This window comes from Streptomyces sp. NPDC029292 (assembly GCF_055569295.1).
This window is the reverse complement of sequence record NZ_JBVHXR010000021.1, coordinates 158,688-172,026: the sequence shown is the minus strand read 5'-3', so window position 1 is coordinate 172,026 and position 13,339 is coordinate 158,688. Positions and strand designations below refer to the sequence as shown.

12 protein-coding genes are annotated in these 13,339 nt (G+C 70.6%); 1 reads left to right on the top strand and 11 read right to left on the bottom strand.

What is annotated here, in order from left to right; all coding sequences use genetic code 11:
• Nucleotides 1-66 precede the first annotated feature (66 nt).
• Genes ACZ4WS_RS37105 through ACZ4WS_RS37090 form a run of 4 tightly spaced genes read right to left on the bottom strand, consistent with a single transcriptional unit; the run spans nt 67 to nt 4,479 of the window.
• Nucleotides 67-993 (bottom strand): carbohydrate ABC transporter permease, encoded by a 927-nt coding sequence (locus ACZ4WS_RS37105; protein ID WP_467987323.1) that lies wholly within the window; start codon nt 991-993, stop codon nt 67-69.
• Nucleotides 990-1,943, bottom strand: a complete 954-nt coding sequence (locus ACZ4WS_RS37100) for a carbohydrate ABC transporter permease (protein ID WP_467987322.1) — start codon at nt 1,941-1,943, stop codon at nt 990-992. Before ACZ4WS_RS37100 ends, ACZ4WS_RS37105 begins: the two co-directional genes overlap by 4 nt.
• Before the next feature lie 25 nt (nt 1,944-1,968).
• On the bottom strand, nt 1,969-3,282 hold the full coding sequence (locus tag ACZ4WS_RS37095) for an ABC transporter substrate-binding protein (RefSeq protein ID WP_467987321.1): 1,314 nt from the start codon (nt 3,280-3,282) through the stop codon (nt 1,969-1,971).
• 18 nt (nt 3,283-3,300) lie between these two features.
• Complete coding sequence (locus tag ACZ4WS_RS37090; RefSeq protein ID WP_467987320.1) at nt 3,301-4,479, bottom strand: ROK family protein; 1,179 nt, start codon at nt 4,477-4,479, stop codon at nt 3,301-3,303.
• Nucleotides 4,480-4,663: 184 nt separating this feature from the next.
• Here ACZ4WS_RS37090 and ACZ4WS_RS37085 point away from each other — a divergent pair, with 184 nt between their 5' ends.
• Nucleotides 4,664-6,772 carry an alpha-galactosidase gene (locus ACZ4WS_RS37085; protein ID WP_467987319.1) on the top strand — a complete coding sequence of 703 codons (2,109 nt, stop codon included), beginning with the start codon at nt 4,664-4,666 and terminating at the stop codon, nt 6,770-6,772.
• A gap of 6 nt (nt 6,773-6,778) precedes the next feature.
• Here ACZ4WS_RS37085 and ACZ4WS_RS37080 read toward each other — a convergent pair whose 3' ends face one another.
• From ACZ4WS_RS37080 to ACZ4WS_RS37050, 7 genes are all read right to left on the bottom strand, one after another.
• Nucleotides 6,779-6,973: a hypothetical protein gene (locus tag ACZ4WS_RS37080; protein ID WP_467987318.1), complete on the bottom strand. Its 195-nt coding sequence runs from the start codon at nt 6,971-6,973 to the stop codon at nt 6,779-6,781.
• Nucleotides 6,974-7,095: 122 nt separating this feature from the next.
• Nucleotides 7,096-7,734, bottom strand: a complete 639-nt coding sequence (locus tag ACZ4WS_RS37075; protein WP_467987317.1) for a hypothetical protein — start codon at nt 7,732-7,734, stop codon at nt 7,096-7,098.
• Between the two features lie 90 nt (nt 7,735-7,824).
• The gene (locus ACZ4WS_RS37070) at nt 7,825-9,675 is read right to left on the bottom strand and encodes a GMC family oxidoreductase (RefSeq protein WP_467987316.1); all 1,851 of its coding nucleotides are present in this window, start codon (nt 9,673-9,675) and stop codon (nt 7,825-7,827) included.
• A complete protein-coding gene (locus ACZ4WS_RS37065; RefSeq protein ID WP_467987314.1) occupies nt 9,672-11,054 on the bottom strand; it encodes a hypothetical protein in 1,383 nt (460 codons plus the stop codon). The genes ACZ4WS_RS37070 and ACZ4WS_RS37065 overlap by 4 nt, the downstream gene beginning before the upstream one ends.
• The gene (locus tag ACZ4WS_RS37060; protein ID WP_467987313.1) at nt 11,051-11,737 is read right to left on the bottom strand and encodes a FadR/GntR family transcriptional regulator; all 687 of its coding nucleotides are present in this window, start codon (nt 11,735-11,737) and stop codon (nt 11,051-11,053) included. Before ACZ4WS_RS37060 ends, ACZ4WS_RS37065 begins: the two co-directional genes overlap by 4 nt.
• Before the next feature lie 109 nt (nt 11,738-11,846).
• On the bottom strand, nt 11,847-12,662 hold the full coding sequence (locus ACZ4WS_RS37055; RefSeq protein ID WP_467987312.1) for an MFS transporter: 816 nt from the start codon (nt 12,660-12,662) through the stop codon (nt 11,847-11,849).
• Entirely contained in the window at nt 12,659-13,228 is a 570-nt protein-coding gene (locus ACZ4WS_RS37050; RefSeq protein ID WP_467987310.1) for a bifunctional 4-hydroxy-2-oxoglutarate aldolase/2-dehydro-3-deoxy-phosphogluconate aldolase, read from the bottom strand. The genes ACZ4WS_RS37055 and ACZ4WS_RS37050 overlap by 4 nt, the downstream gene beginning before the upstream one ends.
• Between the last annotated feature and the right edge of the window lie 111 nt (nt 13,229-13,339).

Genomic DNA, 13,339 nt, shown 5'->3' with positions numbered 1-13,339 from the left:
CTCCAGGGACGGTGTCAGCGGGGGCGGTGAAGGCGGGGGCGGCTCGCGCCCCGGCGTTCCGGCGGCTCAGCCCTTGCCCGAGCCGATGGTGAGTCCGCTGATGAACTGGCGCTGGAGCGCGAAGTACACCAGCAGCGTGGGGATCGCGGTCATGAGCGCACCGGCCGCGATGAGGTTGGGGTTGGTGAAGTACGCACCCTGGAGGTTGGCCAGGGCGGAGGTGATGGGGCGCTTGTCGCCGGACTCGATCAGCGCGAGCGGCCAGAAGAAGTCGTTGTAGATCCAGATCGATTCGAGGGTCGCGAGGGCCGCGAAGGCGGGGCGGCACAGCGGCAGGATGATCTGGAAGAACTGACGCCAGACGGGGGCGCCGTCGACGAGCGCGGCCTCGGAGATCTCCTTGGGGATCGTCTTCATGTAGTTGCTGAGGACGAAGGTGCAGAACCCGGACTGGTAGGCGATGTGGATCGCGATGATGCCCCAGGCCGAGTTGTAGAGGAGGAGCGAGTCGCTCATCCACTGCGGCAGCGGGATGAGGAGGTAAAGGCGGTACAGGGGGGTGATGAGGACCTGCGCCGGGAGCAGGTTGCCCGCGGTGAAGAGCATCAGCAGGACGATGTTCCAGCGGAAGTCGAAGCGGGAGACGAAGAAGGCGACGGCCGCCGAGAACAGGAGGGTGCACAGGACCGACGGCACGGTGATGAGGACGGAGTTCCAGAAGAAGTGCGGCATCCCGGACTGGTTCCAGGCGTCGCTGAAGTTGCCGAAGCTGAGGCTGTGGGGCCAGGAGAGGTACCCGTGCTTCGCGGTGTCCGAGTAGGGCCGCAGCGAGGTGTACATGGCCCACAGCAGCGGGACGAGCCACAGCAGGGCGATGCCGCCCAGCATCAGATGACGGCCTGTCTGGCGCCGCGGCCCCGGTGAGGTCCTCGGCTTCTGCGGCTCCCGACGGGTCCGCAGTCGGGAGGCCGGACGGGACACGGTCGTGGTCACTGGTCCTCCTTGCGGAAGTTCTGGACGAGGAAGGTCCCGATGGCGGCAAGGGAGACCACGAGCAGGACGACCGCGAGGGCGGACGCGTAACCGATGTGACTGGACTCGCCGATGATGTTGTCGGTGATGAGGAGCGACAGGAGTTCCATGCCGGGCTTGCTTCCGACGCCGCCGCCGAGGACGTAGACGACGTCGAAGGACCGCAGGGACTCCATGACCGTGATGACCAGGATGATGACGTTGACCGGTTTCAGGGCCGGGAAGACCACCCGCATGAAGGTCTGGCGCCCGTTGGCTCCGTCGAGCGCTGCGGCTTCCTTGAGGGCCGGGTCGAAGCCTTTCAGGCCTGCCAGGTAGAGGATCATGATGTAGCCGGTGTGCCGCCAGCTGGAGGCGACCAGGACGGCCCACAGGTTCAGGTCCGGGTTGCCGAGCCAGTCGATGTGGTGGCTGGATCCGGCGGCGCTCAGGATGCCGTTGAGGAGTCCGGTGTCGGGGTTGTAGATGATCTCCCAGATGAAGCCCACGACGGCCAGCGAGAGCACCATCGGCAGGAAGATCGCGGTCTGGTAGATCCTGGTGAAGCGGATCTTCCGGTCGAGCTGGTAGGCGAGGAAGATGCCGAACGGCGTGGGCAGCAGGGCCGTGAACAGCAGCCAGATCACGTTGTGCCGCACCGCGGGCCAGAACGGCGGGTAGTTGGTGAAGATCTCCTTGTAGTTGTCCAGGCCGATCCAGTGGATGTCGGCGAGGTCGATGCCGTCCCAGGTGGTGAAGGACAGCCCCAGGGAGGCCAGTGCGGGCAGCCAGACGAAGAAGAGCAGAGCGGCGAGCGGGATGCCGATGATGACGGTGAGGAAGAGCCGGTCGCCGGGGCCTAGGCGGCGGGGGCGGGAGCGGTGGCCGAGTCGGGGGCGGGGGCGTTCGGGCGTGACGGGCGCGGTGGACACGGTGGGGCGACCTTTCCGGTCTGGATCAGGCCGTGAAGAAACGCGACCGCTGGGACTCGATCTTCTTCAGCGTCCCCGAGCCGTCGTCGGGATGGCTGAGCCACTCGGTCAGGCCGGGCAGGACGACGGTGGAGATGAAGCCGGGGTCACTGTCGCGGTCCGCGAACTGGCTGATGTGCTGGGCGGAGGCGATGAGTTCGGCTGATTTCTTCTGGAGTGCGTTGTACGAGCCGGTGTCGGCCTGCTCGTTGACGGCGAGGTTGCTCGGGTCGACGCCCATGTACAGCTCTTCGGTGTGGGCGCCGCCGAGGAACTCCAGGAACTTCTTGGCGCCGTCCTCGTTCTTGGGCCTGCGGCTCAGCATGAAGCCGTCGGTGGGGGCCTCGACGGCGTCCTGGCCGTGGGTGGCGTCGATCTCGGGGAAGGGGAAGAAGTCGATGTCGGCGCGTATCTTCTCGTCGGTGATCTGCTGGCCGAGGAAGAGGCCGATGACGGCCATGCCGGACTTCTTGTCGAGCAGGGACTGGGCGGCGTCCTGCCAGGAGCGGCCGCCCGCGCTCGGCTGGTAGTAAGGGGTCAGCTCACGCCACAGGTCGAGGATCGCGAGGGTGCGCTTGTCGGTCCAGGAGACCTTGCCGCGCATCAGGGACATGTGGAAGTCGTAGCCGTTGGCGCGGAGGTTGAGGTAGTCGAAGGCGCCGAGGATGCTCCAGCTGTCACCGCCGCCGTATCCGGAGGCGATCGGGGCGAGGCCGTCCTTCTTCATGCGCTTGGCGAGCGCGATGAACTCGCTCCACTTCTGCGGGACTTGGTAGCCGCGCTCCTTGAACAGACTCTTTCGGTAGAAGACGGCCCACGGGTAGTTGTACAGCGGCACGAAGTAGTACTTGCCGTCCTCGCCGCGCGAGAGCTGCTTGGTGGCGTCGCTGAAGCCGGCGCCGATCTTGTCCCACACGTCGTCGAGGGGGCTGCAGAGCTGCTTCTTGGCGAAGTACTGCATGCGGTAGCCCGCGAACCAGGTGAAGACGTCGTCCGGGGTGCCCTGCAGATAGGTGGAGATGCTCTTCTGGAAGGTGTCGTGGTCGACGGTGTTCGTCTTCACCTTCAGCCCGCTGTCCTTGGCGAACGCGTCGGTCACGGCGGCGTAGGCCTTCTTGGGCGTGGCGTCGGCGCCGTTGGATCCGAAGGTCACCGTCTTCGGGTCGGCGCCCGCTCCCCCGCCACAGGCGCTCAGGACGGGCGCCCCCAGCGCGGCCGCGCCGAGTCCGAACAGCCCACCGACCACTCTGCGCCGACCGGGGCCCCGCGCAGCCAGGTGATTGCGGCTCTGCTGCGTCATCGTTACTCCTCGTGCGTGCTAGTACGTGTCTGATCTGATGAAGGACTGGATCGCGGTGGCCGCGGCCCCGCGCGCCCACTCCTCGAAGGGCAGCGGGCGGGTCTGTACGTCGCACCGCGCGGCCGATCCGAAGGCGGCCGCGGCGAACGCGTCGCGGATCTGTTCGGCGAACAGGTCGTAGGCGGCCAGGCCCTCGCCGGAGATGATCACCCGCTCGGGGCCGAGCAGGTTGGCCACGGTCGCGATACCGCGGCCGATCGCCTCGCCCGCCCGTGCGTACACCTCCCGTGCTCCGGGGTCGCCGTCATGGGCCAGGTCCAAGGCCTGCGCCGCGTCGGCCACTTGTACGCCGGTCACCTCGCGGATTCTGCCGACGATCGCGGAATCCGCGGCGATCGCCTCGACGCAGCCGCGGTTGCCGCAGTGGCAGAGGGGGCCGGCCGGGTCGATGGCGACGTGCCCGATCTCGCCGGCGACGCCGTGCGCCCCCGACACGACCTGCCCGTGCACCACGAGACCACAGCCGATGCCCGCGCCGACGGTCACCACCGCGAAGTCGGAGAGCCCCACTCCGGCGCCGAACCACTGCTCGGCGACGGTCAGCGCCCGGACGTCGTTGTCGACCGTGACGGGCAACCCCGTTGTCATTGCGGCCAGTTCGGCGAGCGGAACGTCGCGCCACTCCAGGAAGGGCGAGTAGCGCACCGCCCCGGCGGCACGGTCCACATCGCCGGACACCGCGATGCCCAGACCCTGGACCTGCACTCCGAAACCGTCGGCCTCGGTCAGCAGCTCCTGGACGAGCGCCGCGGTCGAGGCCAGCACCGCCTTGGGGTCATGGGTCGTGAGGGGCACATGCCGGGCGACCCTGATGCGGCAGCACAAGTCCGTCAGCACCGCGATCAGTTCGTCACCCGTCATCTTGACGCCGATGAACAGCGCCCTCCCGCCGTCGACCCGCACCGGGTTCGCGGGCCGCCCGAGAGACGGCTGCCGCGCGTCCTCGTCGATGTCCTCGATGAGGTAACCGGCCTCGATCAGAGGCCGGACCGCCTTGGTGACCGCCGCCGCCGACAGCCGCGTCCGTCCGGCTATCTCCGACCGGGTGAGCGGGCCGTGCGACAGCACGGTGGTGAAGATCTGAGAAGCGGCCGGCGTGTGGGCCGGGAACGCCTCGGTACGAGAGGTCGAGCGCATGGCCGGAACCTAAGTCCCTTATTTTCTGCTGTCAATGAAAGAAGCAGGATTATCTTGAGGACCTTCTTTGATCGACCTATGACCTGCAAATGCCAGACACCCATGAAGTGTTGACATGTGATCGAAGGTCACGGTTGGCTTTCGAGTGTCTCGTGGCACCACCGCAACGTGAGGAACCCTGTCGATGATCTCCTTCGCCCCGGACACCGGGGTCTGGCTGCTGGCCACACCGCATACGTCGTACGCGCTGAGAGTCGACGAGACCGGGGCGCCCTGCCATCTCGCGTGGGGCCCCCGTCTGACACTTGCGGAAGCCGGGGAACTCGCCGCGCCCCGGGCCCCGGCGACCAGCAGCTTCGAGGGAAGACCCCCGGTCGGGGAGGAACTTCCCGTCGACGGCGGAACGCGCTACGGACCGCCGTCCCTGCAAGTGCGGTTCGCGGACGGCTCCCGCGCCTTCGAGTGGCAGCCGACGGGCCATCGTGTCGACGGGGGTGAGCTGGAGCTGGCCTTCCGTGACCGCCGCTACCCCCTGCATGTGGCGCTCCACTACCGGGTACGGGACGACACGGACGTGATCGAGCGCTGGACCGTCATCCGCAACACCGGCGACGAGCCCGTCACACTGCTGCGCGCCGACTCGGCCGCGTGGACCCTGCCCCCGCTACGGGACTACCGACTCGGCCACGTCACCGGACAGTGGTCCGCCGAGAGCCAACTGCGCCGACATCAACTCCCGTACGGCGAGACCATGTTGACGAGTCGACGTGGGATCACCAGCCATCACGCGAACCCCTGGGTGATGCTGGACGGGGGCGAGGCGACGGAGGACCACGGCAGAGTCTGGAGCGCCGCGCTCGCGTGGAGCGGGAGTTGGCGGATCACCGCGCAGCGCACTCCGGACGGGCGGGCCGGATTCACCGGAGGCGCGGGCCACGACGGTACGACCGTGCCGCTCGCGCCGGGCGAGGAGTTCGCCACTCCCCCGTTCGTGGGCCTGTGCACCGACGGCGGATTCGGCGCGGCCAGTCGCGCCTGGCACACGTACACCCAGGCCCATGTCCTGCCCCATCCGGACGAGGTCGCACCGGTGCTCTACAACTCCTGGGAGGCCACCGGCTTCGACGTCGACGAGGTCGGCCAGAAGGCGCTCGCCGAACGGGCGGCGGAGCTGGGGGTCGAGCTGTACGTCGTGGACGACGGCTGGTTCGGGGCGCGGCGCAGCGACCGGGCCGGACTCGGCGACTGGACGCCCACCCCCGACCGCTTCCCGGAAGGGCTGGCACCGCTGGTCCGGGCGGTGCACCGGCTCGGGATGGGCTTCGGCCTGTGGGTGGAGCCCGAGATGGTGAATCCGGACAGCGACCTCTACCGCCGGCACCCGGACTGGGTCCTGCACTTCCCCGACCGCCCCCGCTCCGAGCTGCGCAACCAGCTCGTCCTCAACTTCGCCCGCCGCGACGTCGCCGACTGGGCCTACGACTGGCTGACCCGGCTGGTCGGCGACCACGGCATCGACTTCCTCAAGTGGGACATGAACCGGGCGTTCAGCGAGGCCGGATGGCCCGGACAGCAGGACGGCGCCGATCGCGTCGGAGTCCAGTACATACGCAATCTCTACGAGGTCATCGACCGCCTCCGCGCGGACCATCCGACGCTGCGGATCGAGTCGTGCAGTGGCGGTGGCGGCCGGGTCGACCTGGGCATCCTGTCCCGTACGGACCAGGCCTGGGCGTCGGACAACACCGATGCCGCCGACCGGATGTGGATCCAGCACGGCTTCGGCCAGGTCTACCCGGCGCGCACGATGGGTTCGTGGGTGACGGACGTGCCGAACCAGCTCACCGGCCGTACGGTTCCGCTCCGCTTCCGTTTCCATGTGGCGATGGCCGGAGCCCTGGGCATCGGGGGTGACCTCACCCGCTGGTCGGAGGAGGAACTCCGCGAAGGCGCCGCCCTGGTGGCCGAGTACAAGAAGGTCCGCCCTCTTGTGCAGCACGGCAGGCTGGACCGCCTGTCTCCGCCGTCCGAGGACGCGGTCTGTGTGGTGCAGTACACCGCCGCGGACGCCTCGGAGACCCTGCTGCTCGCGTGGCGGCGCGTCTCCCGCCACGGCGCCCCGCAGCTGCCGGTCCGCCCACGCGGCCTGACCCCCGCGGCCCGCTACCGCGACGCCCGCACCGGCACCGTGCACCACGCCACCGTGCTCGGCGAGTACGGGCTCCACATCGACCTGCCGCCGGGCGACTGGTCCAGCACGGCGGTGCACCTGGTGCGTGAGCCGGAGGCCTGACGTCGGTCAACGGCCCTGAACGCGCTCGGCGTTGAGCGGGTCCACCGCGCCCCGGGTGTCCCCGATCGTCGCGTGGTCCACGGCGACGAAGTTGACCGGCCGGCCACGCCCACGCTCACACTGGTGGACGCGGTGCAGTACGTCGTCACGTCGGTTGATCTGCCCCGCGTCCAGTCGGCTGGATGCGGCAGCCGTGGCCAATCGGACGACTCGCCCTCGGGCATCCGATCCGGCGACGGACGGCTCCGCCCCGCAACGGTTCGAATCGGCGCCCGGGGCGCGGGCGCGCGGCTGAGTCACGGGCGCGCGGGCCGACGAAGGGGTCAGTAGCGCTGTGCCTTGGCCAGCCGGGGGGTCAGTACGGGTTCGGCCGGCTGCCTGCTGATGGCGATGGGCTGGGCCCGCGCCCCCGGGGCGAGGTTCTCCGCTCCGACGAACCTGGTCTCCACGACCTTGCCGTCGGAATCCTTGAAGTCGATCTGCACGGCGTACGACGCCTTCTTGTCGGTCTTGTTGGTGATGGTGACGAGCACGGCGAGCAGCCCGCCGGTCTCTGCCCTGGGCAGGCCGGTCATGGCGACGTCGGACATCGCGTTGCCGCTGCCCTTCACGTCCTTCAGCTCCTTCTCCGCGGCTGCGGAGGCACGCGCCGTGTCGGCCGAGACCGACGCCTCGAACGCCGACGCGGCGGCGGACGCGGACGAGGCCGCCGCCGACGCCGAGGCGCGCGCGGAGCCGATGATCGAGGACGCGGCCGAGGACAGGGCGGACGGCGGCGTGCCGGTGAAGTTGGACTCGTTCGGCGCGGTGGCGCGCGGGGTGACCGAGGAACCGCCGCTGTTGCCGCTGTCCGTGCTGCACGAGACGAGCACGGAGCCGCACGCGAGCGTGGCGGCCAGGAGGACGGCGATCCGGCGTGACCGACTCGATCGGCCGTGGTTGTCGGGAATGCGTCTGCTCATGAGGGCTCGTCCTCTTCCTGCCGTACGGGACTCCCTCATGTTCCGTGCCGGGCTCGGGGTCCGCGAACGGCGACGGCCCATCGGAGTGACTCAGGGGGCGGCCGGGCCGCCCTCACGTGCGAGCCAGTGCTCCGAGATCGCCAGGGCCACCGCCATGATGCTCAGCTGCGGATTGACCTCCGGACAGCTCGGCAGGACCGAGCCGTCCGCGACGAGGACTCCGTGGACGCCGCGCAGCAGGCCCTCGGGGTCGGTCGGGGCCCGCTGGGGATCGGCGCCCGCGGCGGCCGTGCCGGTCGGGTGGAACGCCGAGAGGTGCAGGTTCCGTGGCCCAACTCCCCTGAGCAGCATGTCCAGTTCGTCGAGCGAGCGGGCGTGCGGTGCGTTCGGGACGCCGGTGAGGACCTCCTCGGCGCCCGCCGCGAAGAGCAGGCGTCCCATGGCTCGTACGGCCGTCATCAGCCGGTCGCCGTCGCGGCGGTCCAGGTCGTAGCGGACGAGAGTACGGTCCCGGCCGATGACCCGGCCCGAGGGGCGGTCGGCGATCATGGCGCCGAGGGTCGCCAGGTGTTCCACGTCCTCCAGCTCACGCCGCAGCTCGCGTCCCAGGCCGGGCAGGACGAAACTTCCCAAGCCGGGCGGGCTCGCGGTCGCCTCGATGAGTACCCCGCGCCCGTGCAGTTCCTCGATTCCGACGCTCTGCAGCACGCCTCGCCACGAGGTGACCGGTTCGGCGAAACGTCCCGCGACGCTGGTGGCCGGGTGCACGCTCAGGTTGCGGCCCAGGCGCGGATGTCCGCCCAGTCCCGAGCGGCGCAGCAGAGGCGGTGTCTGCAGTGCCCCGGCCGCCGTCACGACGAGCGGGCTGAGGATCTCCAGTTCGCTGCCGTCCGGCCGCCGCGCCTGTACGCCGGCGGCGCGCGGCGGTCCCGGACGGTCGTGGTCCAGCAGGATCCGGCGTACGCGCGCGCCCGTGACGATCCGGGCCCCCGCGGCGCACGCGTCGGGCAGGACGGACAGCTGCACACTCTGTTTGGCCCCGGTGGGGCAGCCCACCACGCACTGGCACGAACCCTTGCAGCCGGGCGCGTTGCGGCGCAGCGGTCCGGCCCGCCAGCCGAGCCGCTCGGCACCGGCGAGTGCGAGCAGGCCGTTGTCGCCCAGGACGTCGAGCGGCTGGGTGGCCACGCGCAGGGTGCGTTCGATCTCGTCGAGCCGGGGCCCGAGGTGCTCGGCGAGCGCGAACCCGTACTCAGTGCTCCACCGGGCCAGCGCATGATCCGGAGTCCGGTAGCAGGTACCGGAGTTGACCACGGTGGTGCCGCCGACGACCCGTCCCACGGGCAGCAGGAGCGGCGGGTTGCCCAGGGCCACCGTGCCGCCGCCGTCCCGGTACAGCTCGGCGAAACGTTCGAGCGGCGCCCGGCGTCCGAAGGAAGCCGTCGAGTGGTGTTCGCCTTCTTCCAGGACGACGACGCTCAGTCCGGCGCGCGCCAGCGTCCGGGCGGCCACGGCACCGCCCGCGCCGGACCCGACGACCACCACGTCGGCGGTGGAACGTGCCGGCCACTCCTGCGCCGGTGTGCAGTCGAGGGGCGGGTCCTCGGGTGCCGTCACGGCAACCGGCGGGACCGGCATCCTCTCGGTGCCCGCCGCCAGCATCACAGGCACCTTGAGGACGTCGAGCAGCGGGACGAGCCGGGGGCGTTCGGCCACCGAGCCGAGTACGCCCTCGCGTTCGTCGGGATCGAGTGCGGCCAGGCGTCTGCCGGTGCGCAGGACGGCGTACGTCTCCAGGGCCGCGACCGCGGCGTGTATCCCGGCTCGGGCGGGCCCGGGCAGCGCGGCGAGCACCGTGTCGAGTCGGTTCGGCACGCGGGCGGGCCAGTCCTCGTCGCCCGTGTCGGCAAGCAGCGCGGCGACGAGCCCTTCGGCGGTCACCGGTCGCCCGCCTCGGCGTGCGCGGTGCCGTCCAGGGCCCAGGAGGCCTCCGAGCGCCAGCGGCCCCACCAGCGCTCCAGCACGATGCGGGCATCGGCGGACTCACTGTTGCGGCACACCGCGCGAGCACCGTCCGGGTCGCGGTATTCCAGGGTGAGGGTGCGGTCGGCGGGCTGGCGGACCTCGACGCGGATGCGGCGCAGCGCCGTCCGGCCGGTCACGGTCCACTCGGGCAGGCCGAACTCGGCCCGGAAGCGTCCGACACCCAGCCAGCCGATCGCGGACCGCTCCGCCCGCCGCGGCCAGGTCCGGCCGCGGCGGCGCAGGCGCAGGAAGACCAGCGGAGGCAGCCGCCGCAGGCCCGGCCGGGTGGACACCGCCGCAACGATCTCCAGTACGTCGCCGTCCCCCAGCTCCGCGTGGAGCCATGTCCACCGGTGGGCGTTGCCGTGCCCGTAGATGCGGGCCGATGCGCCGGGTGCGCCGTGCAGGGTCAAGGTGTGCTCGCCGTAGGAGAATGCGCCCTCGTACGTGGCCCGCGCGGCCGGGAGCATCTGGGCGGCGGGCAGCAGCGGGCGACGCCAGGACCAGCGCGGGAAGGTGAACAGCGGTGGCCCCGTGGGCTGTTCGGCGAGGTCCCAGCTGAAATCGCCGGCGCTGCCGGTCAGTCGTCCGGGCGTGGCCGTGACCTTGTCTCCCGCGAACCCGTCCGCGGGCCGGGTCCAGGGGGCGGGCCCGAAGCGGGCGTGCCGCACCTCGCCCTTGCGGGGAAATGCCGCGACCCATCCGTGGGCCACCGGCTCGGAGCCGTCGGCGGGCGCGGTCATTTCGTGGTGCAGCCAGATGCCCGTGCCGCTCTCCGGGTCGGTCAGCGTGGTGTACCAGACCTCGGTGCGGCCCGGTGTGCCGTTCCAGCGCGGCGCGCAGTGCTCGGCAGGGCTCTCGCGCCGTGGGAAGCGGAAGCTGAGGAGGAACGGGGCGAGGCCGGTCGCCAGGGGGAAGCGCAGGACTCCTTCACCCACGCGCGCGTCGCCGTCGTACAGCGTGAACGGCAGGACGGTCATCGACGCGACCGGGCGGCGCGGGGTCACGGACTTCCAGCCGTCCAGCGTGAGGCGGCGCCCGTCGGCGGTGAACGCCAGCTGATAGCGGATCCGCCGCCGGGCAACCGGCGACACCTCCAACTCACCTGTGGCACAAGGGTCGTCGGCGCATCCGGTGATCCGCACCCGGCCGCTCAGACGCGCCTGGGTCGTCCGGTGCGGGCGCAGTACCTCGTCGGCGTCGGCGCGCAGGTCGAGGCGTATGCGGCGCACCCGCGTCTCGGCGTCGAGCCGGACCGTCCCGAGCATCGTCTCGGTGAACGCGGTGCCCCTCACGCGAGGCCGTCCAGCATGGCGCGCTCGGTGGCCCGCAGGTAGGCGTCGGCTGCCGCGTGCGCCTGTCGGGCGTCACCGGCCGTCACCGCTTCCACCACCGGTGCCAGCCGTTCGTACGCCGCCGCCGGGTCGGTGAAGGGGCCCTTGAGCAGGGAGCGGACGGGCAGGTAGGCGTTGAACAGCGTGTTCGTCAGCAGGACGTAGACGCGGTTGCCGGTGGCCCGCGCGAGGGCCCGGTGCACCTCGACATCGGCCAGCTGCACCGCGTCGGCGCTCTCGGCCTCCCGTACGGCTTTCAGAAGCGCGCGGAGCTCGCCGTGCTGCCTGCGCGTGGCTCTCGTCGCGGCGCGCTCGGCGATCAACGCACCGACGCTGCACCGTACTTCGAAGATCTCGTGGACCCATTTCGCGTCGTGGCGCACGAGCATGGGCAGCAGATCCGCGCCGCCCAGGCGTGCGTAGTCGCGCACCCGGGTACCGACGCCGTGCCGGGTTTCGAGCAGGCCCGCCTGGACGAGTCGACCGAAGGCGTGCTTGAGCGTGGTGCGGGTGACTCCGTAGCCGTCGGCGAGTTGCCGCTCCGGGGGCAGGTAACTGCCCGCCGGGTGACGGCCGTTGAGGATGTCCGAACGCAGCCGGTCCTCCAGAACGTCCACGATGGTCTCGCGGGGCAGTGCCTCCACGGTTCCCCCTCGGCAAGTGGATGAGTGGCTGATCCACTGAACCAGTGAGCGTCTTTTGTGGTCAACCCCTCGTCAACGGACGGTCGTTGGACTGCTTCCTCACAGGAGTTCAGGTGGTCGGCACCCTTTCCGCGACTCCAACGCGTGTTGGCCCAGCGTGTTGATGACGCTGTGCCCAGCGGACGGCAAGCGGTGCCGCCAGGCCCGTCAGGGTGAACAGTGCCCCGACGACGTACCACCCGGGGCGGCCCCAGGTGATGCAGAGCGAGATGAGCAGGCTGGGCCCGACGGCTTCGGCCAGGCCGGCACCCAGGCCGAACACGCCCAGGTACTGGCCGGTGGCGTGCTGCGGGGCGAGGGCGAAGGACACCTCGAAGCCCGCGGCGGAATGCCACAGTTCGCCGACCGTATGGATCACCACCCCCGTCATGAGCAGCGCCGCGGCAGCCCACGCCGGTATCCCCGCCGACAGCGAGATCAGCGAGCAGGAGACGAGGAAGGCCACGCCCGACCGACGGTAGGCACCCGCGCCGGCCGCGGGGGAATCGATGGTGCGGCTGGCTCGTACCTGAAACGCGATGACGATGACGGTGTTGACGAGCATGGTGCCCGAAATCAGCCAGCGCGGAGCGGTGGTGGCCCCGATCAGCCAGAGCGGAATGGCCACGGTGAGCACCTTGAACTGTATGGCCATGATGCCGTCGAGGGTGGTGAGCAGCAGGTAGGGCCGGTCCCGCAGGGCGACCCAGCGAGGGCCGCCGGCGGTAGCGGCGGACCTGACCGGCGGCAGGTGGACCAGGACGGCCGCGGAGGCGGCGGAGGAGATCGCGACGCCGATGACGAGCAGCTGGTAGGCGGTGTGGGTGCCCGTTTGAACGGCCCAGCCCGCCAGTAAGGCACCGAGGGAGATGCCGATGTTGGTCACGGCACGGAGATAGGGTCGCCCATGAGGGGCGAGCCGACGCCTACGGCCGTTGCCCCGGCGGCCAGATGGGCCCGGGCGGCGGCTTCGTCGACGCCACCGACCGGCACGAACGTCTCGTGCGGGAACGGGCCGCGCAGCGCTGTGACATACGTGGGCCCACCGGCCTGGGCAGCCGGGAAGATCTTGAAGGCTTCGGCGCCGAGGGCCCGCGCGGCGAGGATTTCGGTCGGGGTCATCACTCCGGCGAGTACGGGCATGCCGAGGTCCCACGCGGCCCCCACGCCGTCGCCCAGACCGGGCGTGACCGCGAAGTCCGCTCCCGCCCGGTGCGCGGCACGGGCGTCGTCGGCGCTCAACACCGTCCCGGCCCCCAGAGGTCTGCCGGGTCCGAGCACCTTCCTCGCCCGCTCGATGACGGTGAGCGCGTCCTTGCCGGTGAGCGACACCTCGATGAGCTCGACGCCCTCTTCGGCCAGGGTCAGCACGGTGCGCAACGAGGCTTCGGCATCGCGGCCGCGCACGATGGCGACGAGGCGATGGAAGGCCAGGGCGGCCTGCAGGTCCACGGGTGGTGGTTCCTTCCTCGGGCGTACGGATCACCGGACGGCATTGACCAACGCACGGCATTGACCACCGGACGGCATTGATCAACGGACGGTACTGATCATCGGATCGCA